Source organism: Arthrobacter sp. T2-23, from assembly GCF_055398325.1.
In genome coordinates, this window is the sequence record NZ_AP027917.1 from 216632 (window position 1) to 238850 (window position 22219).

Here is a 22219-nt window from a genome sequence, read left to right on the forward strand (position 1 = left end):
CAAAAAGGCCCGGTCCTGATGGACCGGGCCTCTCTGTTGGCTAGTGCCGGGTGCTAGTGGCTGAGGCTCTTCTGCTCCGCAGCCTGGGCAACCGCCTCGTGCTCACCGTGGTGGCCGTGGGCCGCCGCGAGCTCGGCCGGGGTTGCCGGGGCGACCCGGTCCTCGAAGAACCACTTGGAGAGCAGCGCGCGGCGCTTCTCCTTGCGGTCCACGATGCCGTGGCTGTTCGGCTCGGCCGGGAGCGGCGACGGGGATTCGAAGCCGACCAGCTTGTAGCGCTTGTATTCGTCCAGCGGTGCGTGGACCTCGATGAATTCGCCGTGCGGCAGGCGCACGATGCGGCCGGTCTCGCGGCCGTGGAGGGCGATCTCGCGGTCCTTGCGCTGCAGGGCCAGGGCGACACGCTTCGTGACGATGAAGGCGATGACCGGGCCGATGAAGAACAGTGCGCGGAGCCAGTAGGTGACATCGTTCAGGGCCACGTGGAAGTGCGTGGCGATGAGGTCCGAACCTGCCGCGGCCCACATCACGCAGTACCAGACAAAGCCGGCCATGCCGATGGCCGTACGGGTCGGCGCGTTGCGCGGACGGTCGAGGACGTGGTGCTCGCGGTCGTCCTTGGTGATCCAGCGTTCAATCCACGGGTAGGTGAACATCACGGTGAACAGGATGCCCGCGGGGACCAGGGCCGGGAGCAGTACGTTGAAGGTGAAGACGTGACCGAACCAGACCTGCTCGACGTGCCAGTTGCCGAAGGTACCCGGCATCAGGCGCAGCGCGCCGTCAACGAAGCCGATGTACCAGTCAGGCTGGGTGCCGGCCGAGACGGGGGAGGGGTCGTACGGACCGTAGTTCCAGATCGGGTTGATCGTGAAGAAACCGGCCATCAGGGCGATGACACCGAACACGATGAAGAAGAACCCGCCGGCCTTTGCCGCGTAGACCGGGCCGAGGGGGTAGCCGACGACGTTGCCGTCGTTTCGGCCCGGGCCGGGGTACTGGGTGTGCTTGTGCACGACCACCATAAAGAGGTGCGCGGCGATCATCAGGAGGATCAGCGCGGGAACCAGCAGGATGTGGAGCATGTACAGGCGGCCGATGATGGCGGTGCCGGGGAATTCTCCGCCGAAGAGGAAGAACGAGATGTAGGTGCCGATCACCGGGATGGACTTGATCACGCCGTCGATGATGCGCAGGCCGTTGCCGGAGAGCAGGTCATCGGGGAGCGAGTAGCCGGTGAACCCGGCGGCCATGGCCAGGATGAGCAGCACGCTGCCGACCACCCAGTTCATTTCGCGGGGCTTGCGGAAGGCGCCGGTGAAGAAGACGCGCAGCATGTGCACGGATACCGAGGCCACGAACAGCAGGGCCGACCAGTGGTGGACCTGGCGCATGAACAGCCCGCCGCGGACATCGAAGGAGATGTTCAGCGAGGAGTTGTAGGCCACCGACATTTCGACGTTCTTCAGCGGCAGGTAGGAACCCTGGTAGTGGGTTTCCGCCATCGACGGATCGAAGAAGAAGGTGAGGAACGTGCCGGAGAGCAGCAGGATAACGAAGGAGTACAGAGCCACTTCGCCGAACATGAAGGACCAGTGGTCCGGGAAAACCTTGCGGCCGAATTCCCGGAGCATTCCGGAACCGCCCACGCGCTGGTCAACAAAATCGGTAATGCGGCCGCCCTTGGTCTTGGCGACAAAGGTGGGGGTGTCAGCTGTTGATGTTGCGCTCATGCTCATCACGCTCCCAGTAGCTAGGTCCAACAGGTTCTTTGAAGTCGCTCGTGGCGTAGAGGTAACCCTCGTCGTCGACGGCGATGGGCAGCTGCGGGAGCGGCCGGCTGGCCGGGCCAAAGATAACCTTGCATTCCTGGGTCAGGTCGAAGGTGGACTGGTGGCACGGGCAGAGCAGATGGTGGGTCTGCTGCTCGTAGAGGGCAACAGGGCAACCAACGTGGGTGCAGATCTTGGAGTAGGCAACGATGCCGTTGTAGCTCCAGTCCTCGCGGCCCGGGGAGGGCTTGAGGGATTCCGGGTTGAGGCGCATGAGCAGGACGACGGACTTCGCCTTCTCGTTCAGCTTGCCTTCTTGCAGCTCGTTCAGGCCTTCCGGGATGACGTGGAAGGCGGAGCCGATGGTCACGTCCGAGGCCTTGATGGGGGTGCCATCGGGGTCGCGGGTGAGGCGCTTGGTCTTGCCGTCCACCGGTGCCCACATGGTGTGCGCCAGCTTGTTGTCCGGACGGGGACCCAGGTCGCCGAAGACGGCCAGGGCCGGCAGCGGGGCCAGCGCTACGGCGCCCAGCAGGGTGTTGCGGATCAGCGGGCGGCGCTTGATGCCGGTTTCCTCGACAATGTCGTCGACGATCCGGACGGCGGCCAGGCGGTCCTCTTCGGTGCGGATGGCGTGGCGCTCTTCCGACACTTCGTGGTCCGGCATAAGGGCCTTGGCCCAGTGCACGATGCCGGTGCCGATGCCCAGCATGGCAAAGGCGGTGCCGATGCCCAGCAGTGTGTTCTGCAGCCGGATGGTGGCGATCGAGGAGTCAGCTCCAAGATCGATGGCGAAGTACGCCACCAGGAATATCAGGGTGCCAACGACCGAGGCGCCGAACAGAATGGCCACCTGCCGTTCCGCTCGCTTGGCGGCCCTCGGATCCGTGTCAGCCAGGCGCAAACGATGCGGGGGAATTCCAGGATCCTGGAACTTCTCCACCTCATTCTGACCAGCCGTAGCTACGGTGCCCGAGTGGCTCGGACTGCCGTCACTATGGTTGCCCATAATTCGCCTCATCCTTCTCTCGTCTCGGCCAATGCCGAGTTAGTTTTCAATTCAAACTGCTGACGGATCAGCAGAAAATTCTTACAGGTTCCGCGGCGCGCCTAGGACGTCCGCGAAGTCAGCCAGATCGTGAAGGCGATGATGACGCCCAATCCGGCGATCCAAACAAACAGGCCTTCGGAAACCGGACCCAGCGCGCCCAGGTCGTTACCGCCGGGGGAGCCGTTGGCTTCGATCTGCTTGAGGAACGTGATGATGTCGCGCTTGCCTTCGGGGGAGACGTTGGCGTCGGAAAAGACGGGCATGTTCTGCGGGCCGGTGACCATGGCTTCGTAGATGTGCTTGCCGGAAACGTCGGCGAGGGCCGGGGCGAACTTGCCCCGGGTCAGCGCGCCGCCGGCGGCAGCAGCGTTGTGGCACATGGCGCAGTTGGTGCGGAACAGCTCGCCACCCTTGGCGGCGTCGCCCTTCTCATCGAGCACACCAGCCTCGGGGATCGACGGGCCGGGGCCGAGCGAAGCGACGTAGGCCGCGAGCTGGTGGGTCTGCGCCTCGTTGAACTGGGCGGGCTTCTTGTAAGCCTGCGGGCCGTTCATCTGCATGGGCATACGGCCGGTGCCAACCTGGAAGTCAACGGCGGCGGCGCCGACGCCGACGAGCGACGGTCCGGCCTGCGAGCCACTGGCACCCATGCCATGGCAGGTGGCGCAGTTGGCGGCGAACAGCTTGCCGCCTTCTTCTGCGTCGCTTGCGCTGAAGCTTGTGGTGTCGGCCTTGGCCTGGTTGACGGTGGTGGCAACGGCGTACAGCCCACCAGTGATGAGGAGGCCCATAAGCAACAGCGCAACTGCTGCCAGTGGGTGACGTCGCTTCTGCGAGAGTGCCTTCACGTGGTGGTTCCTTTATTCGATCCTGCGTTGGCTCCGGGAGCCGCTTCTTGAAATTCTATCTCTTGTAGAAAGAGAGACAAGTGGGGCTACTTGAGGACGTAGATGACCAGGAAGAGGCCAATCCACACGACGTCGACGAAGTGCCAGTAGTACGAGGTGACGATCGCGGAGGTTGCCTCAAAGTGTCCGAACTTCTTCGCTGCGAAGGAACGTCCGATGATGAGCAGGAAGGCAACCAAGCCGCCGATAACGTGCAGGCCGTGGAACCCGGTGGTCATGTAGAACGCCGAACCGTAGGCGTTGGAAGAGAGCGAGACGTGCTCGGAGACGAGCATGGCGTACTCGGTCGCCTGGCCGGCCACGAAGAACGAACCCATGATGAATGTGAGTGTGAACCACTCATTCATTCCCCAGCGGGTAAAGCTCAGCGGGCCGCCGAGCCTGCGCGGCTGGAGCCGTTCGGCGGCGAAGACGCCCATCTGGCAAGTGAAGGAACTGGCCACGAGGACGATCGTGTTGACGAGCGCAAAGGGGAAGTTGAGCTTGGCTGTCTCTTCGGCCCACATCTGTCCGGAAGTCGAACGGAGTGTGAAGTACATGGCAAAGAGACCGGCGAAGAACATCAACTCACTGGACAGCCAGACGACGGTTCCAACGGAAACCATGTTCGGGCGATTCAGCGTCGGGTGCGCCGGGGTACTGGGGGCATGGGTCGCAGATGTCACATAGACATTATGTCTGCAAAAGTCCCTCCTGCCCAACGCAAACCGCGTTTCGGCAGGACTTTTTCTACAAAGCCGCGAAATCGAGCGGAAAAGTTCCCGGTCTCTTCGCATTGGGCATTGCGGCCCGCGGCTCGATAGCATCAGGACGTGACTTCTCAGGCATCAGCACAGGCGGTAGGTAAGACCTGGCCGCGCCTCATCGGCGCCCTTATCAACGGCAGCAACCTCACTGCCGGCGACACTGAGTGGGCAATGAACTCCATCATGTCCGGCGAGGCGACGCCTGCCCAGGTTGCCGGCTTCCTGGTGGCGCTGCGCGCCAAGGGGGAGACGGTGGAGGAACTCACCGGCCTGGTGGAGGCGATGATCGACTCCGCAAACCCGATCGAGATCGCGGGCGAAAAGCTGGACATTGTCGGTACCGGTGGTGACCAGCTGAACACGGTTAACATCTCCACCATGGCGGCCCTTGTCTCTGCCGGGGCCGGCGCGAAGGTGGTCAAGCATGGCGGCCGCGCGTCGTCGTCGACCTCTGGCTCCGCCGATGTGCTCGAGGCCCTGGGGGTCCGGTTGGACCTGCCCATTGCGCGGGTGGCCAGGAACGCCGAAGAAGCCGGCATCACGTTCTGCTTTGCCCAGGTGTTCCACCCTTCGATGCGGCATGCCGCCGTGGCGCGGCGTGAGCTGGGCGTGCCCACGGCCTTCAACTTTCTGGGGCCAATGACCAACCCGGCCCACGTCCAGGCGTCCGCCGTCGGCGTCGCGAACGAGCGGATGGCGCCGCTGGTGGCCGGAGTGCTCGCGCAGCGCGGCAGCCGGGGCCTGGTTTTCCGTGGCAACGACGGGCTCGATGAGCTGACCACCACGGGCCCGTCCCGGATCTGGGAAATCCGCGGCGGCCAGGTGGCGGAAGAAGTCTTCGACCCGCGCGAGCTGGGGATCCGCCAGGCGACCGTCGAGGAACTGCGCGGCGGGAACGCCGAGGCCAACGCCGCCGTCGTCCGATCGGTGCTGGCCGGCGAGCCCGGCCCCGCCCGTGACGCCACGCTGCTCAACGCCGCGGCCGGCCTGGTCTCCTTCGACCTGGACGCAACGGCTCCGCTGATCGACCGGATGGCCGCCGCAATGAAGCGGGCCGAGGAATCGGTTGAGTCCGGCGCCGCGGCCGCGGTACTGGACCGCTGGGTCGCACTTTCCCGCGACTGACGCGCTTCCTACTGTTCGAAGCCCAAGGCAAACGCAGCGTCGAGGTCGTGCTGTGAGTACGCGCGGAAGGCGATGTGCGTCGTGGTGTGCACCACCGCCGGGACCTTGGAGAGCTTGTCCGCGATGACGTCCGCGAGGTCCTCGTGCTTGGCAACGCGCGCAATCGCGATCAGGTCCCATTCGCCGGTCACCGAATAGACCTCGCTGATGCCGGGAATCGCGGAGATTTTTTCAGCGGTTTCCGGAATGGCGGAAGCGTCTGTCTTGATCAGGACGAAAGCGGTGATCACGTGGGGACCTTTCGGATCTGGTGCGCCGTTGCCGGCGTCGTGAGGGGCCCGGGAGGGCAGTGCCGTGTGCTTGCAAGCCTAGTCCATCAGCCCCGCAGGCGGCGTGCCCGGAACCGGCGAGCTGCCGCGGCCAGCAGGCGGTAGCCGAGCAGGAAAACGGCCAGGCTGAGCAGTGCCACGATCACGAACGGCAGGACCACGGTCTGCCCGGTCAGCGCCCGGAGCAGCATGCCGACGGCCACCGTTCCGATCCAGACGGCGACGCCGGCCGGCCACAGTGCGAGCGGCCCGCGCCACAGGCGCAGCGCCAGCCAGGCCAGGGCGGCGCCGGCCAGGAAGGGCCACGCCGTTGCTAGGACCCCGGTGATGATCTCGCCGCGCTGGTGGGAATCCCGTCCGATTGCGGCGAAGAGCAAGATCAGGATTGCGTCGGCGGCCGCGGCCAGTAGCGCTGTGCGCAGGGTCGACGGCGGGTGGGGCAGCGGGGGAGCGGTGGCTGGCATACTTCCAGCCTAGCCGCCGAAAGGCATGGATCCAGGCAGCCTTCAGGCCTACCATGGGGCGCGGAACATTCGAGCCGCGAGCCTGAGGAGATGCCCATGACAACGCTTGCCGGTCGGCCGCACACCGCCTTGATGGTGATCGACGTGCAGCAGGGTGTGGTCGAGGGGGTGCACCGGCGTCACGCCGTGATTGCGAACATCGCCGAGCTGGTGGACAAGGCCCGCGACGCCGCGGTGCCGATTGTGTGGGTCCAGCATTCCGATGCCCAGCTGGAACGGGGGAGCGAGGCCTGGCAGTACGTCCCTGAGCTGCCCCGTCAGGAATCGGAGCCGCTGGTGCACAAGTCCTACGGCGATTCCTTCGAGGGCACCGACCTTGAAGAAGTCCTTGCCGCCGCCGGCGTGGGCCGCCTCCTGGTGGCCGGCGCGCAGACGGACGAATGCATCCGGTCCACCATCCACGGCGCGTTCGTGCGGGGCTACGACGTGACCCTCGTGGCCGATGCCCATAGTACCGAGGACCTGACGGCTTGGGGCGCGCCTCCGCCGGAGCTTGTCATTGCGCACACCAACCTTTTCTGGGAGAACCAGTCGGCTCCCGGGCGGACGGCAGGCGTCGTCAAGACGTCAGAGGTGACCTTCGGCAGCGAGGAATTTAACCGGGACCCCAGTTGAACCGTCAGTGCGGGCGGTACTCCTTAGGCGGTGCAGCTTTCGGTATGACGATATCGCCGCTGCTGGCCAGGTGTTCAGCGATGTCCCTCAGTTTGGTATTGGACCTGGTGCTGGCCCGGCTGAGGAGGATAAACGCCTGTTCGGCGTTAATTTTGTAGCGCTCCATGAGGATGCCTTCTGCCTGCCCAATCAGCTGTCGGGCCAACAGCGCCTCGCCGAGTTGGCTGATCTTCTTGGAGTCGGCGAACGCGACTGCCGCGTGTGCCGCGACTAACAACCCGACCTGTTCCGACTCGTCACTAAATGCGTTGGGTCCGTCCCCGTAGAGGTTGAGTGCTCCCAGCCGGTCACCCGCGACAAATAGCTGGATCGACAACATGCTGCGGGCGCCAAGCTTGACGGCGCCCCGCGAGAACTCAGGCCATCGCCGCTCGCTACTGAGGTCGGGTACGCGTACGACCGGCTGTTCGTACGCCGCGTCCAGGCAGGGACCCTGGCCGGTGGAGTTCTGCAGGGCATCCACGAGTCGGGGCAATTCTCCCGAGGCGACCTCGGAATCGACTTTCTTACGGCCCGTGACCAGGCTGATGGACGCCTGCGCGGTTCCGGGGATCAAATGAAGGGCGGCGTCGACGATGCCCGAGAGAACCGAATGGACGTCTTCCTCTTGCTGCAGTTCCCGCGCCAGATCACTGAGCTGGGTCGCGAGCAAGGCGCTGATCGGGCTTTCGTCCTGCTCGGCTATGCCACGTAGGGTTTGTGGATCAGTTGCCATCGTTGGCCTCCGCTACTCGACGCTATTTAGATTCTAGGGTGACGGAGTAACTTTGAAGCAGTGCGGATATGGTCCCCCCAAAATCTTGGACCATATCGACGCCGCATTCGGTCAACAGAGCACAGCCGGGGCCTCCGCAGTCAGTCGGGGGTGAAGGGCACGGCTTTCCACTGGACGAGGTTCCTCGGATTGGGATCGACGCTGAAGCGGCACAGTCCAGTGCACCGCAGACCCGGACAGGCACTCATGCGGCGTGCAGGTGGCTGGGGGAGTTCCCCTGCCGGGGAAGCACGACGGCGCCGGAATCCCGTAGGTGGTCGATGGCACTCCGGGACTGAGCGAGCAGGTGCTCCAACTCCAGTTGGACCGAAAATCCTGGGAGGGTGCGTTCGGCACGGTGCACCACCGCCAGTAGTCCCCGCACGTTCTCGGAAGTCAGTGTGCCTACGGGGCGAACCGTGACACAAGCGGCGTCCAGATCGACGGCAACGGTCACGCTGAGACTGGCGGTCTTTGCGAGTTTTTCAGACATAGACGGTCCTCTGAGTAAAACGAGAGGCCGCGTCTTGACCTTCTTCGAGCGTACGCCCGTTACGCGCGGGTTGGTTAAATATCTGTGACATTTGTTAAAACTCGACGTCGCCGGCTGACAGAACGCCCGCACGGGTCTGCTGGCCGCGCCGGCCTGCGGGTGATCCGTATGGATTGATCCATCTGGATGAGCGCGCTGACCGTCCTGGCACTACGGGCGGGGGTGAGGGGGAAGCACCGCGCAAAAAGCATAACTGGGGAACCTAGTTATCAGTTTTCGGCTATGGGTCTGACCTCGATCGACCGTCCAGCCGGCGCCAAACCTGCAGCCTATGAACCTGATCTCGCGGCGCCTCTGGATAATTACGCATTCCGGCTGGCCGAACTCGGACGCCCACAGGCAGCTGCGTCCGCCAGGCACGAAGCTCGCAACGCCATCCGAGGGCTCCATCAATATTCCTGACGCCGGCAATACTGCCCTAGGCTGCCACTCCAAGGCTGCTGACAGGTGGCTAAGGTCGGGAGAGTAACAGGTTGGCGGTGTCCCGGAACCAAGGAAGTTGGACACCCCTGAATTGGGATGTGGAGGCAACCAGATCTATCCGTCGTGGCGGGGATGGCCATGCGTTTTGCCTGCCGCAGTGCATGGATGGCTTCACGCTTTGGTCCAGTTGTCGGCGGAGGGGTCGTTTGCGAGCCAGGAGCGAATGAGCGGTGCTGCCGCGACTAGGTCCGGCGCAATTTGATCGGCTTTATCGAGCTCTCGAACATCATGAGTCGCAGCGATCGCCAGCACTTTCATCCCGGCCGCTTTTCCGGCGTCCACCCCGGCCGGAGCATCCTCTACGACGAGGCAATCAAAGGGGTTGGCGTCAAGTATGCTCGCTGCGAGCAGGTAACCGTCGGGTGCCGGTTTGCCGTTCTTTACATCGCCGCTGTCGACTAAGACGCTAGGCGTCGGGATTCCTTATCGTGCAAAGCGAGCGAGAACTGTTTGCCTCTGCCCACTGGTGACAACGCCCCACTGTTCGGATGGCAGGCCGGTTGTCAGCTTGGCGGCCCCGGGCATCGGCGGAAACCGATCACCAATCCGGCCCATTAGCTGCCGCAAAGCAGCGTATTCCACGCTGGCGTCCAGATGCGGGGCGATGTCGGCGATCGTGTCGACGGGACGGCGGCCGTGCGTTGCGGCCCACACCAATTCGGCATCCAGTCCCCGGGATTCGCTGCACCGGTTCCACACCATCCGGTATCCGGCATACGAGTCGATCAAGACGCCGTCGACATCAAAAAGCAAAGCCCTCACCCAGGCACCCTATCGCCTGGAGATTCCAAATCAGTGATGGCCCGGCCTGGCTCCGATACACCTGTCCCCGGGCGTCTCGGGGCACACGGGCGGAGCGCCCGGCCGAGGTCAGGTGCGACATGTCCTCGCGAGGACCGAGTACTGTGCCTTCGTATGATTGACTCCGAGATTGAGATCACCCCGGACCTGGTTCATGGCCTGCTGCAGGAGCAGCATCCAGACCTTGCAGGGCTGGCCATTCGTGAGGTATCGGGCGGGTGGGATAACCAGCAGTGGCGACTGGGGGATGAGCTCGCCGTGCGTATGCCGCGTTCAGAGCGTGCCCCGGACCTCCAGCGTAAGGAGTGCCGGTGGCTGCCTGTCCTTGCCCCGCGACTGCCGCTTCCGGTCCCGAATCCTGTCCGGATCGGCGTGCCGTCCGCGCTCTTCCCGAAGCCGTGGACCGTTATGACGTGGGTTTCTGGTGAGCCACTGGACTATGCCCAGATCAGCCGTGCAAACCACGCAGCGGAAACTTTAGCTGGATTCCTTAAAGCGCTCCACGCGGAGGCGCCTGCCGAAGCGCCGGACAGCACAGACCGTGGTGGACACCCTAAAAGGTGCACGGAGGTGTTCGATCACTTCTTTGACGCTGTGGTCCCGTTAGACGTTGCCGATGATCTCCGGGCCGTCTGGGCTGACGCCGTTACGGCGCCGGAATGGGAGGGGCCGCGGGTTTGGGTTCACGGTGACCTCCATCCAGCGAATGTCGTAGTTTCGAACGGGACGCTCTCTGGCGTGATCGACTTCGGTGGTTTGTTCGCCGGTGATCCGGCCTTGGACCTCGCGGCCGCATGGGTAATCCTTCCTGCGGGCACCGCTTCCCGGTTCTTCGATGTGTACGCTCACGCGGATGAGGCAACAGTCCGGCGCGCGCGTGGGTTAGCCGCTTTGAAGAGCCTGTTTCTCATGCAGATGGGACAAAACGGCGATCGCGGCCTTCCGGGAGGAAAACCGGCGTGGGGACCGGCCGGACGAGCAGCACTCGATCATGTCCTGGAACACGGATTCTAAACAGAAGTCCTGCTCACGCAGTCGCCGCGCCGGCCCCGGCTCCCCCTTCTAGGCGTTCGGTGAAGGATCGGCTTGCGGGCAGGCCGCGAATGTCTTTCGCGGCCGAGCCTTGTGGGTCGCGGAGTTTTCTGGGTTATTTTGGCAGCGTTGCTTGGCGGCGTCCTGGTGCCTGCACCCCACGGGCCGCGCTCATCGGGCGCGAGGTCCCGCACAAATCAACCCAGCCAGTGCCTAACCCAGGCTGGACCCCCGACCGCTTTCTCATGCTCGCTGCAGCAGCGAACTCGCGCGTCGTAGGCGGGCCAACCCTTACAGCAATGCTGCGGTCATCACGGCCACAATCGCTAGGATTCCGATGACGATCACTGGCGCGTTCCACTTGGAGACAACAACCCCATGTGTGGAGGCGAATCCGGCGGCTCGGGCATCCTGCCACGCGGCAACAATGTGGTCACGTCCGGTTCTCGTCTCCGGCTGGCTGAACCGTTCGTTGCTCGGAAGTACCGTGAAAGGACGACTCTTGAGGTTTACTTCATTCTGAAATCCGGGGCCGAATGCGGAGGGCGGGGTCGGAGCGCCCCAGCTCACGTACTTTTTGCCGGCCGCCCAGATCGCTGTGGCGTACCGGACCTGGATGTCCTGAACGGTCCCGAAAGGTATCTGGTGGTCGCGCAGTCCATTGATCACCTCAAACCCAGAGCCGTCGATCCGCAGGCACGGCCTCCACTGGGATGCATAAACAAACCAGGAAAGCAGCGCCAGCCAGGGCGCAGCATGTATCGCGGCATCGAGGTTTCCGGCAACCACCAACCATGCCAGCAATCCGGCGGCGCATATCCACACGCCTACAGCCACCGGGCGGCCCGACGCCGACCGGTGCGTTATTGCCGGTCGCACCGACGCATAACGGTCGGAGCCCCCAGCTGGCTTTCCCGTTCCCGGGCCCTCGTTTGATGTCTGCAATGGTCCCCCTTCATGGCCGGGCAACCGCCCGGTGAAAGCAACCTATCCTATGAATCGTCCCGCGCTCGATGCGTCCGCGTTGCTAGGGTGGCACCAGCCAATATCCAACCGCCAAGAAGGACTGCCATGCCGCGCGCGATCACACTTATACGTTCGGGCGCACTTGCCGATGATGCGCGGTACGCCTAAGCGGCAACCGCTCCCAGCAACGCGCGACTCATCTTCTTAGCTGGAGCGTGCCCATTGAATGAGGATGGATCGACGGCTGGTGTCGGGGACTACTCGGCACAGGCTGAGAAGGCTGTCCAGAATATGCGCCTTGCTCTGGAAGCCGCCGGTGCCGGCATTGGCGATGTGATTTCCACCCGCATCCTCGTCGCGTCCGCCCACCACGCTGATCTGGTAGCGGCGTGGGACGTGGTCCGGGAGGCATTCGGCGGCCACGATGTGCCGAGCACGCTGATGGGTGTAACTGTTCTTGGCTACCGCGACCAACTCGTCGAGATTGAGGCCATCGCCGCAGTTGTCGACTGACGTGGCCATTGTCCGCTCAAGGACCCCTCAGCGTGGGGATGTTAGTAGCGCTTTCAACCAAAGTTCCTGATTGTGCTCTGCATACCGGGTTGCGGCCCGCCAGTGGTCGCCATGGCCTTCCGCGTACATCGAGCCCCACGGTTCGCGCCCCGCGTCATAGGAAGACTCTAGAAGGTAATACATCGCCGCGGCGCGCTGAGACATGGCTTCTGGCAGCTGCTCGCGCATAGTTCGATCCGCATCGTACCCATCAACAAAGGCCGTCAAATTCTGCGCGGCTTCCTCTGGTGCCTGGTTCGTGTAGGAGAGCGTGAATGCCTGAGCAGCATAGGCCAGATCCCACAGTCGCGTGCTTGGTGCGGCAGCGTCCCAATCGATAAACGTCCAACGATCACCGATGATGAGATTCCACGGCGCCAAGTCGTTATGACAGACCAATTCTTCGCCGGGCGACGGGATCGCTACGGTCCACCGCGCGTCAAGCGGGGGAACGAATGACTCGCTCGCGTCGTGGATCGCGCGGACCATCGCCCCGACACGATGAAGCTCCGAATGCGTGAGTGGATCTGAATCGAGCGCGAGTCGCCCCGGAATGAACTCCGTGATTTGTCGGCCCTGCTCATCCTGGCCAAGGACCGCTGGCACGTCGACGCCGGCTTTCCTAATAGCTGTCATGAATTCGAAGACGCCCGGTGTTGAGTCCATCCACGGCTTGCGGACCGTCGATCCAATGCGAACGACACCATCGCTGACATTGCCACCTTTGAGTAACTGCTCGGCATCCATTACTAGATGCTAGCTCGCCCTTAAGCCGGTCCCTCAACGTGCATGCCAGATGGACGCTATGAGCCAATGTTTAGTCCAGCCAGCCTGGGCAGTGTTCGCCGGAGACTTCGGAAACTTACAAGAGTCCGCTCCAGCCTCACATCGATCTTCAAGAGCGCCGTGAACCGTGATGAGCTCAGACGAAATATAGAAGCATCCATGACGGCGAGCAGGTCGTGGGCGTTTAGGCGCTCGGTGATGGCACTGCGCAGCCGGGCGTACTCCGGGATGATGGGCTCCATGACCGTCATTCTAGGAGCAAACAGGGCCGGTGCAGCGAGAGACGGACGCAGGCGGTAGAGGCAGACACGCCGCCCTATGGGTACACGCAGACCTGGAAGTAGGCGTGCGCGGCGGCGCCGTTTTGCCAGGAGGCTGCCGTGACCGTCTTCTTGACCATGCCCACATAACCGGCGGCCTTTGACAGGATGTCGCTGGACAACCCGCTGAGGTTCACGTACTTCTGGACCACATCCAGCGTCGTCTTGGCGTCGGTGACGGCTTGCGTCAATTCGCCGTAGACGTTTCTGCCTGGACGCGCCGGTGCTGTGCCGGGGCGCGGTGTGAAGGTCGGCTGTGGGTTTTGTGCGTTCATCTCGTTGGCGAACGCGTCGCAGGTGGCTTCTTTGAGGATTTTGCCGGCGGCTTCATCCAGATTCGTTTCGAACTGCGCGCTGTGCGGCAGGGGCCGCAGCTGTCCCCGGACCAGGGTGACGGCGTCCTGCGTGAACAAGGCTTTGACACTGTCGGCCACGCCGAGCATCCGCGCGATCTCCTGAAGGGCCTGGGCGCGCTGCGCGGCGGTGTCCAGGATCTCCTTCTCGTCGGCTTTCAACCCGCCCGGGTCCGGCACCTCGGCTGCCATCTTCGTCAACCGGTCGGACAGGGCGGAGTATTCGGCAGGCTTGGCTTCGCTGGACAGGAGTCTCATGGCGTCTTCGCCTGCGCCCTTCAATGCCTGGACGGAACTGCCGACCTCCGCTGCACCGCCCCCGCAGGACGTGCCGACGAGCAGGAAGCCGGCAAGCAGGAGGGCGCTGACACGGAGACGTCTCTGCCGGACCATCATTGGACCCCACCTTTAGTCGCTGCTTAGGTGCCGGTCTACAACTGTGGGCGGCCCGCGTCTATACGCAGGGCGCCCGGACAGCCGCAGGGACCATGCGAGGTGTCTAGGCCTGGTCGGGTCCGAGGCGCAGGCTTTCAGACCACGAGGCCCAGTCCCTGGGCTCGATCGAGGGGCGGCCGATGAGGTAGCCCTGCCCGGCTGTCATGCCGAGGCCGGCCACCGCGGCGAGCTCCTCGGGGGTTTCGATGCCTTCGGCAATCAGTGTGGCGCCGATCTGTCGGGCGAACTCCACCATGGCAGCGCCGAGCGCGTGTTGGCCCTGGTCGTCGTCGATCCCGGCGATCAGGCTGCGGTCCAGTTTGATGATGTCGGGCCGGATGTGGAGGACGTGGCGCATGGAGGCGAACCCGGAGCCGGCGTCGTCCACGGCGATGCGTAGCCCCTCTTTCCGCAGCGGGCCCAGCACCGACAGTAGCGGGGCGTATTCGGAGACTTCCAGCCGCTCGGTCAGCTCCAGGACGATCCGCTTCGGGGGCAGCCCGGAGCGTTTGAGGAAGTCCGGCAGGCGCGGATCCAGGCATGTCTCCGGGGAAAGGTTTAAAGCCACGTAGATGTCAGGCGGAAGTCCCTGGGCCGCCTCCAGCGCTTTCTCCATGGCGGCGAATTCGAGTTCGCTCAGCAGGCCGACGATGGCGGCCTCTTTGAACCAAAATTCGGTGCCGGTCGCACCCTCGTCGACGAAGCGGGTCAGCGCCTCGACTCCGAGGAGTTTGCCCGTGGAGAGGCTGTGGATGGGCTGGAAGGCGGTTAGGAGCCCGTCTTGGTCGAGCATAAGCTGGAGTTGTTCGCGGTTGAGGGAGTCGATAGCCTCCCGCGCCGTCAGCGGCGGGAGCATCCGGCTCGTGCCCTCGAAGCCGCCGGGCCGGTCGTCCGTGGCCGCGCGGCGGGTGCCGGAGACGTCCATCCACACGGCCCTGCCGTCGCGGTGGCGGCACCGGACGATGAGTCCTGCCCAGCCCGGTCCGGGGGCGGCCGCCACGTCAATCTTGGCGCGGGCCAGGTCGCCCCCGTCAATGACCACGTCGCACCGCTGGCCGAGCAACTCCTCCGGTTTCCATCCGAGGAGGTTCTCGCTGCTGGGGCTCGAAAACGTAAAACGTCCTTGATTATCGACCGCCCACACCCACTCCTGGCTGGTAGTCAGGACGGTGTCCATCAACTGGGCGGTAGCCCCCGCGCGGCGCCTCTCGGCCCTGTGCCCCCTGCGGAAACGCACAGCCAGGACGAGGGCCATGACCATGGGCCCCAGAAGGAGCAGACCGGCCAGCAACCGGTCCCTGGGCTCATCCAGGATGCCCTCCGGGTCAAGAATCACGATGGCAGCCGCCGCCACGGCGAACACCATCTGGACGACCAGCACAACTCCCAGGACATCGCGAACCCGCGGCGAACCCGACTTTATCGACATATCCATACCCCCAGGCTTGGTGAGACGAGCGTACTACCATGTACGGCCGGATTGGCTGCTTCGGCGCCGCACCGCGCCCCCCGATTCGTCGAACTCATGTTCGGGGACATAGGAGCGCGCCGCCTCAGCTTCATGTGAAGGCCTGACGGTTCGGATCGGCACGGTGGCCGCAGTGCCCGGATGGCCGTCCCTTCCGGGTCACTGGCCCTGCACCGCACCGCCCCGGGAGGGCGCGGGTCGCAAGGATTCGAAGGAAGGCGACCGTGTCATCCGATCCTTCATCGCCGGCGTCAACCGCAGCCGGCACGCCCAGGCCTCTTAAGGTGCGGGCAGGGCTGTGCTTGGGCCTGTGCTCCCACCTTGGGCTCGGGCAGGTAGACCTTGCCGGCGGGCGCCGGGAATTCGTCGCTCTTCTCCCGCATTCCGGCCACCATCTGGGCCAATGCTGCCTGCGAATCCGCCGAACCGTCGTCGTCCCGGATGTCCTGGCCGATCCGCTTGGAGCAGAACTTTGGCCCTCACGTCGAGCAGAAATGGGTTGTCGTGGCGGGCTCCGCCGGCAGGGTCTCGTCGTGGAATGCCTCAGCGGTCACGGGTCCAGGGAAAGCGCGAACTGGTCCCGCCAACGGGATTCAAACGGGCTTTGGACAGGGCATCATCGCGTTCGTGCGCGCCCAGTCAGACGCCTTAACCATGGAGGCGAGATCACCGTTTCGTTGATCGGCCGGCCTCCGCAGCTCCCGCCGCATCGTGGCGACAGATGTGATCCGGAGGCTTCCCTATCATGGGACTTCACGAGGTCACGAGGCCTCCGCGTTGCCGACCAAAAGTGAGTAATGCCAGGAATTAGAGCGGCGGCCCGGATGTGCGGTCCCGACAGGGCGATGCGCTTTCTTGTGCTTTCTCATGTAACCGGGCGGATCTGCATCGGAATGTCTGAGACCATTGTCAATCTGGGAACCTGCCGTCTAGTCTTGCCGTGGGATGCGGCCCGGGCAACCCGTTGAGGGGCAGGTCGTACGGCGTCATCAACTGCCGGTTCCCGCACAAGGCTGGCTCCATGGTCTCAATACGATGGAGCCAGCTTGCGGGACAATGCGGCGCAGACGCGCGTTACTGAGCCCGCTGTTTGAGTCTTGGCATTATTTGTCGACGAATTCCCTAGACAGTCGAAAACATCTGGTTCTAGGATTAGCGAATCTTTGGTATGGGACGCAGCGGCCGCTAGGGGGCGAACCGATTGGCTCCACAACCTCATCACCGCACCGCCACTTTCTTGCGCGCTCTCGTTACCGCTGCCTTCCTTTCCTTGGCCTGGCTGCTCCTATCCTCCGCGTCGGCGCAGGCAGACTCCGGGAGCGAATCCACCATTCTTCCAACCTCGCCGATACATCTAATACCCACACAAGTGACGGCCGCGGCCCCGACCCCGCCGGTAGATGGCCGCACGGTATCGGTACCCGTCCTCCCTGCGGTCGGTGCCCCGGCGGGGCCAGCAGACTCGCAGGTGCTTGGGACTGTCGTTGCGGCGGCCAATGAGCTCGCTGGCGAAGTGGAGGCGACGTCTGCTCCAATCCTGGCGCAGGTCCCGCCTTTGACCGCGTTGGTTGAGCCTCCGACGCTTTCGGTTCTTGTCCTGCCGGTCCCTAAGGTCGTCGCAGAGCTGGATGCTTCCCTCGGACTTCCAGCAGGCAGTCCGCCGCCCGATCAACCCACGCTGGTCTCACCCGGGCGTGTAATCGCACCCCTCGGCGGATTACCAATATCGTTGTCCGCGCCGTCCATTGGGGCGACGACCCATGCATATCAAGCCGCAAATCCGCTCCTCTACCCGCAGCCTTCGACAGAATCTGGCCGGCCCGAAAGCGCCGCAACAGTTGCAGGGAGTGGTCCCGGCCTGCCTGGCCCCCTGCCGGTGGCACCGTCAGACGTGAGCGGGTCGACCGTCAGCCCAGGCAACAGGAATGCCTCTTCTTCCCAGATGTCCGCTGAGCCCGCGTATTTTGGCCTCGTGGGCGGTCCTGACCACGCGGAGGGGGGACCTGGCAACGGTTGGAAGTTGCCGGCAAGTCTAACTCTTCCTCCCGGCTCCTCGCCTGACTGAGTAGGTCGCTGCTGCCCATATTGCGGCGGTCAACGACCATGGGCGCCACTGCGTCCGAAGACTCAACCAGGAGAATCCACATCATGAAAACATGCCTCAAGCGCGGCCTCTTTAGCGCCCTTTTCGCAGGAGGGGTGCTGGTGCTCGGTGCCAGCGCAGCCTCCGCAGCCACTGGCGATCCACTTACGGGCACTCAGGCCAACGCGCCTGTTTCAGCGCCGGTCACTATCAACACGGAAGGAACCGAACCCGTCGAAAACACGCTGGCCCTGCCGGTGCTGCCGGGCACAGGTTCGCCGGTAACCGGCACTCAATTCAGTGCCCCGGTCACGGCGCCGGTCACTATCAACACGGAAGGAACCGTACCCGTCGAAAACACGCCGGCCCTGCCGGCGCTGCCGGGCACGGGTTCGCCGGTAACCGGCACTCAATTCAGTGCCCCGGTCACGGCGCCGGTCACCGTCAACACGGAAGGAACCGAACCCGTCGAAAACACGCTGGCCCTGCCGGTGCTGCCGGGCACGGGTTCGCCGGTAACCGGCACTCAATTCAGTGCCCCGGTCACGGCGCCGGTCACCGTCAACACGGAAGGAACCGAACCCGTCGAAAACACGCTGGCCCTGCCGGTGCTGCCGGGCACGGGTTCGCCGGTAACCGGCACTCAAATCAATGTGCTGGGCGGTGCGGGGACTTCGGCGAGTGTCGGGCCAGACGGTCTTTCGGTTGTGGGCGGCGCGAAAGCCGGGGGTGTTGTGTGGTCGCCGGCCATCGTGGACCTGGGTCTGGGCGCGGATGGGATCCCGGTCCTCGTTCCAGGCTTTGGGACCAGCGGTGGCACGGGGGAAGGTTCTTCCGGGGGCCTTTCTTCCGGTCCGTCCGGAGCTAGCTACGCCACTGCTGTCGGTGGATTGACCGGATCTGCGGGCGCGACGTCGTCCGGTAAGTCGAGAAATCCAAGTACGGCCGGTTTCGCGGTCGTCGGAGAGTTTTCAGGTGCTCTGAACGGCCAACAGGAGACGCCCTCGGGCGGCGTCGGGGCACCCCAGTCCGGAGCCGCGGGAAATGTCGAATCTGGGCACCGGGGGTCCGGAGAAGTAGGTCCCGGCGCTGATGTTTGTTTGAGCCAAACCGGCGCTCTGAGACTGCCGACTGCTAGTCCGGTCGGCGGTCTACAGCTTGCGGGGATGCTTCCACACGTTGCTGTGTTGGGAGCTCTGGCCGGTGTTCTGCTCCTGTTGCCCTTGCGGCGCGGCATGTGTGTACTGCGGCTCGGGCGCCGAGTGGGAAACTGGCCGGATCCATGCACTAGCTGATCGCCCGACGACGGTCGCGATTTGCGGGCCGGGCCGTAGAAGCTGACATATTTGTCGTCAGCTTCCCGGGTCTGTAATTGTGCCGCCGGCAGGCCCTGTCGGCGGCACAATTCAGAGCGGCCGCTGACATGGCGTTCTTGGCTCTGGAGGCCTGGAATTTCGAACGTAGGGACGCAGGGATGGGTCAGTGCGCCTGCGCGGTCTTCCGGCGATGCCTGACCTCTAGTCCGGCATCCTGTGAGCTGTGACTGGATTGATTTTTGTCCGGACCCTTTCCAATCGGAGGGATCGTAGTGTGATCGATGGCCTAATCCGAATCTGCACAAGGCCTTCCCGATCGCCCCGAATTTCTAGGGTTGGTTGCTCCGGACTCTGCGGAGGTGCGCAGCAGCCTGATTGAACTTGTTGCATTGAAGGAGGTGCACAAGCCGGGGAATGGCCTAATGAGTCCTGGGGACGCCAAAGCTCAATTCGGTGGGGCGTAGATTCCGGAAACGCTCAGTGGCGTGAATCTCAGCGACGGGCAGACCGGTCATCGGCACGGGAGGCGAGAAGAGATAGCCTTGCAGGGCATCGCAGTTCAAGCGCAGCAAATGCAACGCTTGTTCCGGGGTTTCAACACCCTCGGCGGTGATGTGGAGCCCGAGGTGACCGGCCATGGCAGTCATGGAACTCAGGATGGGCAGGTTCTCGTCACCGGTGATGATGACGGAAACGAAGGACCTGTCGATTTTCAGAATGTCCACGGGCAAATCCTGAAGCCGGCCGAGTGAAGAGTAGCCGGTGCCGAAGTCGTCCAAGGCGACCCGGAGTCCCTGACCGCGCAATAGCGTCAGTTGCTCCGTCACGTATGGTGCGGGATCGAGGAAAACGCTTTCGGTGACTTCGAGGATCAACTGGTCCCCCCTCACTCCGGCGGTTGCCAGGGTTTCCAACACCGAGCGGGCGTAGCCTGGTTCGCGTAATTGCACAGCCGAAACATTCACGGCTACGGAGCGCGACGGGTCTGCTGCCAGCCATGACTGCAGCTGGGCGCAAGTCTGTCTCAGTACTTCGTGGCCGATGGAGATGATGAGCCCGGAACTCTCGGCGGCTGAGATAAAGTCGGCAGGAGGCATCGAACCATCCGGCCGCTCCCAACGGACCAGGGCCTCGACCTGGGCGACTCTGGCCGACGTGGCGCAGACGACCGGCTGGTAGTGCACGGCAATCTCGCCGCGTTCGACAGCGTGACGAAGCCCATTTTCGAGATCGTTCCGGGCCAGGAGGGCGGTCATCATGTCCGGGTGGAAACGCAGGTACCGGTTCTTGCCCGCGGCCTTGGCAGCATACATTGCAATATCGGCCCGCCTCATCAGGTCGGGTGCATGCATTACGGCATCCGCGCTGGTCAGACCGAGGCTGACGCTGGGGTGTAGCTCGTGGCCGTGCAAAGCAAAGGGTTCATTCAGCCGGGCCACAATTCCGGCGGCGACCGCGGCCGGGTCCGTTGAATCGGTCAGGAGAACGACGAATTCGTCCCCTCCGAGCCGGCCCACAGTATCCGCTGCGCCTACCCTGCTTTGCAGGCGGCGGCCAACTTCGATGAGCATCTCGTCTCCGGCCTGGTGGCCCAGGACGTCGTTTACTTCCTTGAAGTCATCCAGATCCAATAGCAGCACGTGCACCCGGGAACGGTCCGGGACGGTGAGAGCGTGTTCGAGCCGCTCACGAAAAAGCGCCCGGTTGGCCAGGCCCGTGAGGTGGTCCCGGAAGGCTAGGAGCTTGAGTTCATCGGCTTGCCGGCCGAGTTCGGCCAGTGCCGCCCGTGCCTGTTCCTGGGCTTGGACACGGGCGGTGATGTCGCGAAAGCTCCATACACGCCCGACGATCATCTCTGCGACACGCTGCGGTCGCGAGTAACGTTCGAATGTACGCCCGTCAGTGAAGTGAAGCACGTCGAGGCTTTCCGCCGCGGGGCGGGCGTAGAGGTCCTGAACCTTTGCAACGAAGGCGATCGGGTCAGTGAGCTGGTCCAGTACGAAGTCCATGAGCTTCGCATCGTCGTGGGATTCCAGAAGCTCACCAGGGATGCCCCACATTGTCGCGAACCGCTCGTTGGACCCGGCGATCTTGCCTTCGGCAGTGACTACCAGGATCCCGTCAGCAGTGGACTCCAGGGTTGCGCTGAGCAGTGACAGCGCCTCGCGCAGGGCGGCATCGCTGCGTTTGCGTTCGCTCACGTCCCGGACCGCTGCGATGATCCGCGGGGCCTCCGGGCCCGGGAGCGTCGCCAGATTTACTTCGATGGGAACTTCGGTGCCATCGCGTCGAAGGCCAAAGAGGTCAAGGTCTGTCCCTATCTGCCGCGTCCGACGAGCAGAGTCGAAAATCGCCCGGAAGTCTTCATCGCGGCCCTGGAACCGGCCGGGCAGGAGCGCCCCGTAATAGCGGCCCAACAACCACTCGCGCCTGTATCCGAAAAGTGATTCCGCGGCGGCATTCAGAAAAGTGATTTTGCCGCCCTTGTCAACCATCAACATCGCGTCGGGGGCACATTCCATCATTTCCCGGTAAGCCGAGTCGCCGAAGGAGCGGGGCGCAGAAATGGCTCCCACATGCAGGTTTCGAACGCGGTCCACAGCCCCGGTCATCTGGCCTCGACCGGCCATTTGGGTCGGGGACTGCGGAGAGCAAATTTTGTCCGGACGCGCCGATGCCGCCCAGTCGAGGCGTCCCCTGTTGGGAGTGGCGCGGCCACAGTAGGCTGACGTCGAGCCAGAGGGTAATCCGCGCAATGATCCGGAGTTACACACGTATCGGAAATTGGGCCCATCCCTGCGCATTCCCGAACCTCACTGATTCCATCCACGGCAGCTGGTTTACCGTCGAAGGACCGGGAAATTGCCAGAACGGTCCCGTCGGCAGCAACCAACCGGAATCTGTAGTGTGAGTCGCCGTCGAGAAACAATTCAAAGATGCCTGCCATCGATGACCTCCCAAGTCGCAGGACCATGGTCCGCTTGGAGCCGTTTCGAGTCCAGGTTCGGCGAAAGGATCGCGGACCGGAATCGCCGACTTTGTAAATGACACTTCCCGTTAAGCGGATCATCGTTTTTTGTCAATACACTTGATGATCGTTCAGAATACGCTCCGGGGCAAGTTGTTTTCTTAAGCTCCGGACGCAAATATCCGGAGGCGCGGATTCTCTATTGGGTAGGGGACCGCG

At 63.6% G+C, this 22219-nt stretch carries 21 protein-coding genes and 2 pseudogenes; 5 read left to right on the forward strand and 18 right to left on the reverse strand.

The genetic code is table 11. The annotated features are described in order from the left end of the window. Positions 1–53: 53 nt before the first annotated feature. The 4 genes from qcrB to ctaE form a co-directional block, all read right to left on the reverse strand. On the reverse strand, positions 54–1733 hold the full coding sequence (gene qcrB / locus ACZ5Z0_RS01010) for a cytochrome bc1 complex cytochrome b subunit (RefSeq protein WP_464109503.1): 1680 nt from the start codon (positions 1731–1733) through the stop codon (positions 54–56). Continuing rightward, positions 1711–2781, reverse strand: a complete 1071-nt coding sequence (qcrA, locus tag ACZ5Z0_RS01015) for a cytochrome bc1 complex Rieske iron-sulfur subunit (RefSeq protein ID WP_138769289.1) — start codon at positions 2779–2781, stop codon at positions 1711–1713. Before qcrA ends, qcrB begins: the two co-directional genes overlap by 23 nt. 101 nt (positions 2782–2882) lie before the next feature. Beyond that, the gene (gene qcrC, locus ACZ5Z0_RS01020; RefSeq protein ID WP_464109504.1) at positions 2883–3671 is read right to left on the reverse strand and encodes a cytochrome bc1 complex diheme cytochrome c subunit; all 789 of its coding nucleotides are present in this window, start codon (positions 3669–3671) and stop codon (positions 2883–2885) included. A gap of 86 nt (positions 3672–3757) precedes the next feature. Then, positions 3758–4432, reverse strand: coding sequence for an aa3-type cytochrome oxidase subunit III (ctaE, locus tag ACZ5Z0_RS01025; protein WP_464109505.1), 675 nt, complete (start codon positions 4430–4432; stop codon positions 3758–3760). Between the two features lie 111 nt (positions 4433–4543). Here ctaE and trpD point away from each other — a divergent pair, with 111 nt between their 5' ends. Then, the gene (gene trpD / locus ACZ5Z0_RS01030) at positions 4544–5602 is read left to right on the forward strand and encodes an anthranilate phosphoribosyltransferase (RefSeq protein ID WP_464109506.1); all 1059 of its coding nucleotides are present in this window, start codon (positions 4544–4546) and stop codon (positions 5600–5602) included. Between the two features lie 8 nt (positions 5603–5610). Here trpD and ACZ5Z0_RS01035 read toward each other — a convergent pair whose 3' ends face one another. Continuing rightward, the gene (locus ACZ5Z0_RS01035) at positions 5611–5892 is read right to left on the reverse strand and encodes an Lrp/AsnC family transcriptional regulator (RefSeq protein ID WP_138769293.1); all 282 of its coding nucleotides are present in this window, start codon (positions 5890–5892) and stop codon (positions 5611–5613) included. Positions 5893–5978: 86 nt separating this feature from the next. After that, complete coding sequence (locus ACZ5Z0_RS01040; protein WP_464109507.1) at positions 5979–6395, reverse strand: DUF3054 domain-containing protein; 417 nt, start codon at positions 6393–6395, stop codon at positions 5979–5981. A 96-nt stretch (positions 6396–6491) separates the two neighbouring features. Between ACZ5Z0_RS01040 and ACZ5Z0_RS01045 the strand changes: the two genes are divergently transcribed. Then, on the forward strand, positions 6492–7070 hold the full coding sequence (locus ACZ5Z0_RS01045; protein WP_464109508.1) for a cysteine hydrolase family protein: 579 nt from the start codon (positions 6492–6494) through the stop codon (positions 7068–7070). 4 nt (positions 7071–7074) lie between these two features. Here the strand turns inward: ACZ5Z0_RS01045 and ACZ5Z0_RS01050 are convergent, their stop codons facing one another. From ACZ5Z0_RS01050 to ACZ5Z0_RS01065, 4 genes are all read right to left on the reverse strand, one after another. Next, positions 7075–7845 (reverse strand): GAF and ANTAR domain-containing protein, encoded by a 771-nt coding sequence (locus tag ACZ5Z0_RS01050; protein WP_464109509.1) that lies wholly within the window; start codon positions 7843–7845, stop codon positions 7075–7077. A gap of 244 nt (positions 7846–8089) precedes the next feature. After that, on the reverse strand, positions 8090–8377 hold the full coding sequence (locus ACZ5Z0_RS01055) for a hypothetical protein (protein ID WP_464109510.1): 288 nt from the start codon (positions 8375–8377) through the stop codon (positions 8090–8092). A gap of 654 nt (positions 8378–9031) precedes the next feature. Beyond that, positions 9032–9340, reverse strand: a complete 309-nt coding sequence (locus ACZ5Z0_RS01060; protein ID WP_464110671.1) for an HAD family hydrolase — start codon at positions 9338–9340, stop codon at positions 9032–9034. A 3-nt stretch (positions 9341–9343) separates the two neighbouring features. Then, the gene (locus ACZ5Z0_RS01065; RefSeq protein ID WP_464109511.1) at positions 9344–9682 is read right to left on the reverse strand and encodes an HAD family hydrolase; all 339 of its coding nucleotides are present in this window, start codon (positions 9680–9682) and stop codon (positions 9344–9346) included. Between the two features lie 153 nt (positions 9683–9835). Here ACZ5Z0_RS01065 and ACZ5Z0_RS01070 point away from each other — a divergent pair, with 153 nt between their 5' ends. Continuing rightward, positions 9836–10735: an aminoglycoside phosphotransferase family protein gene (locus ACZ5Z0_RS01070; RefSeq protein ID WP_464109512.1), complete on the forward strand. Its 900-nt coding sequence runs from the start codon at positions 9836–9838 to the stop codon at positions 10733–10735. Between the two features lie 309 nt (positions 10736–11044). Here the strand turns inward: ACZ5Z0_RS01070 and ACZ5Z0_RS01075 are convergent, their stop codons facing one another. Continuing rightward, on the reverse strand, positions 11045–11590 hold the full coding sequence (locus tag ACZ5Z0_RS01075; RefSeq protein WP_464109513.1) for a hypothetical protein: 546 nt from the start codon (positions 11588–11590) through the stop codon (positions 11045–11047). A gap of 234 nt (positions 11591–11824) precedes the next feature. Between ACZ5Z0_RS01075 and ACZ5Z0_RS01080 the strand changes: the two are divergent. Continuing rightward, positions 11825–12232: pseudogene (locus ACZ5Z0_RS01080) on the forward strand (RidA family protein). 27 nt (positions 12233–12259) lie between these two features. On the opposite strand, the gene ACZ5Z0_RS01085 reads toward ACZ5Z0_RS01080, so the two are convergent. The 5 genes and pseudogenes from ACZ5Z0_RS01085 to ACZ5Z0_RS01105 all read right to left on the reverse strand — a co-directional run. After that, the gene (locus tag ACZ5Z0_RS01085) at positions 12260–13018 is read right to left on the reverse strand and encodes a phosphotransferase (RefSeq protein WP_464109514.1); all 759 of its coding nucleotides are present in this window, start codon (positions 13016–13018) and stop codon (positions 12260–12262) included. A gap of 56 nt (positions 13019–13074) precedes the next feature. Beyond that, the gene (locus tag ACZ5Z0_RS01090) at positions 13075–13299 is read right to left on the reverse strand and encodes a hypothetical protein (RefSeq protein ID WP_464109515.1); all 225 of its coding nucleotides are present in this window, start codon (positions 13297–13299) and stop codon (positions 13075–13077) included. Positions 13300–13373: 74 nt separating this feature from the next. Beyond that, entirely contained in the window at positions 13374–14126 is a 753-nt protein-coding gene (locus ACZ5Z0_RS01095; RefSeq protein ID WP_464109516.1) for a hypothetical protein, read from the reverse strand. A gap of 103 nt (positions 14127–14229) precedes the next feature. Then, positions 14230–15600 carry a sensor domain-containing phosphodiesterase gene (locus tag ACZ5Z0_RS01100; protein ID WP_464109517.1) on the reverse strand — a complete coding sequence of 457 codons (1371 nt, stop codon included), beginning with the start codon at positions 15598–15600 and terminating at the stop codon, positions 14230–14232. A gap of 284 nt (positions 15601–15884) precedes the next feature. Then, a pseudogene (locus ACZ5Z0_RS01105) lies at positions 15885–16269 on the reverse strand (phosphomethylpyrimidine synthase ThiC); the annotation flags it as partial. Between the two features lie 1512 nt (positions 16270–17781). On the opposite strand from ACZ5Z0_RS01105, the gene ACZ5Z0_RS01110 reads away from it, so the two are divergent. After that, on the forward strand, positions 17782–19011 hold the full coding sequence (locus ACZ5Z0_RS01110) for a hypothetical protein (protein ID WP_464109518.1): 1230 nt from the start codon (positions 17782–17784) through the stop codon (positions 19009–19011). A gap of 440 nt (positions 19012–19451) precedes the next feature. On the opposite strand, the gene ACZ5Z0_RS01115 is transcribed toward ACZ5Z0_RS01110, so the two are convergent. Then, positions 19452–21644 (reverse strand): putative bifunctional diguanylate cyclase/phosphodiesterase, encoded by a 2193-nt coding sequence (locus ACZ5Z0_RS01115; RefSeq protein WP_464109519.1) that lies wholly within the window; start codon positions 21642–21644, stop codon positions 19452–19454. Then, positions 21641–22102, reverse strand: a complete 462-nt coding sequence (locus ACZ5Z0_RS01120) for a YegP family protein (RefSeq protein WP_464109520.1) — start codon at positions 22100–22102, stop codon at positions 21641–21643. The genes ACZ5Z0_RS01115 and ACZ5Z0_RS01120 overlap by 4 nt, the downstream gene beginning before the upstream one ends. Positions 22103–22219: the final 117 nt, after the last annotated feature.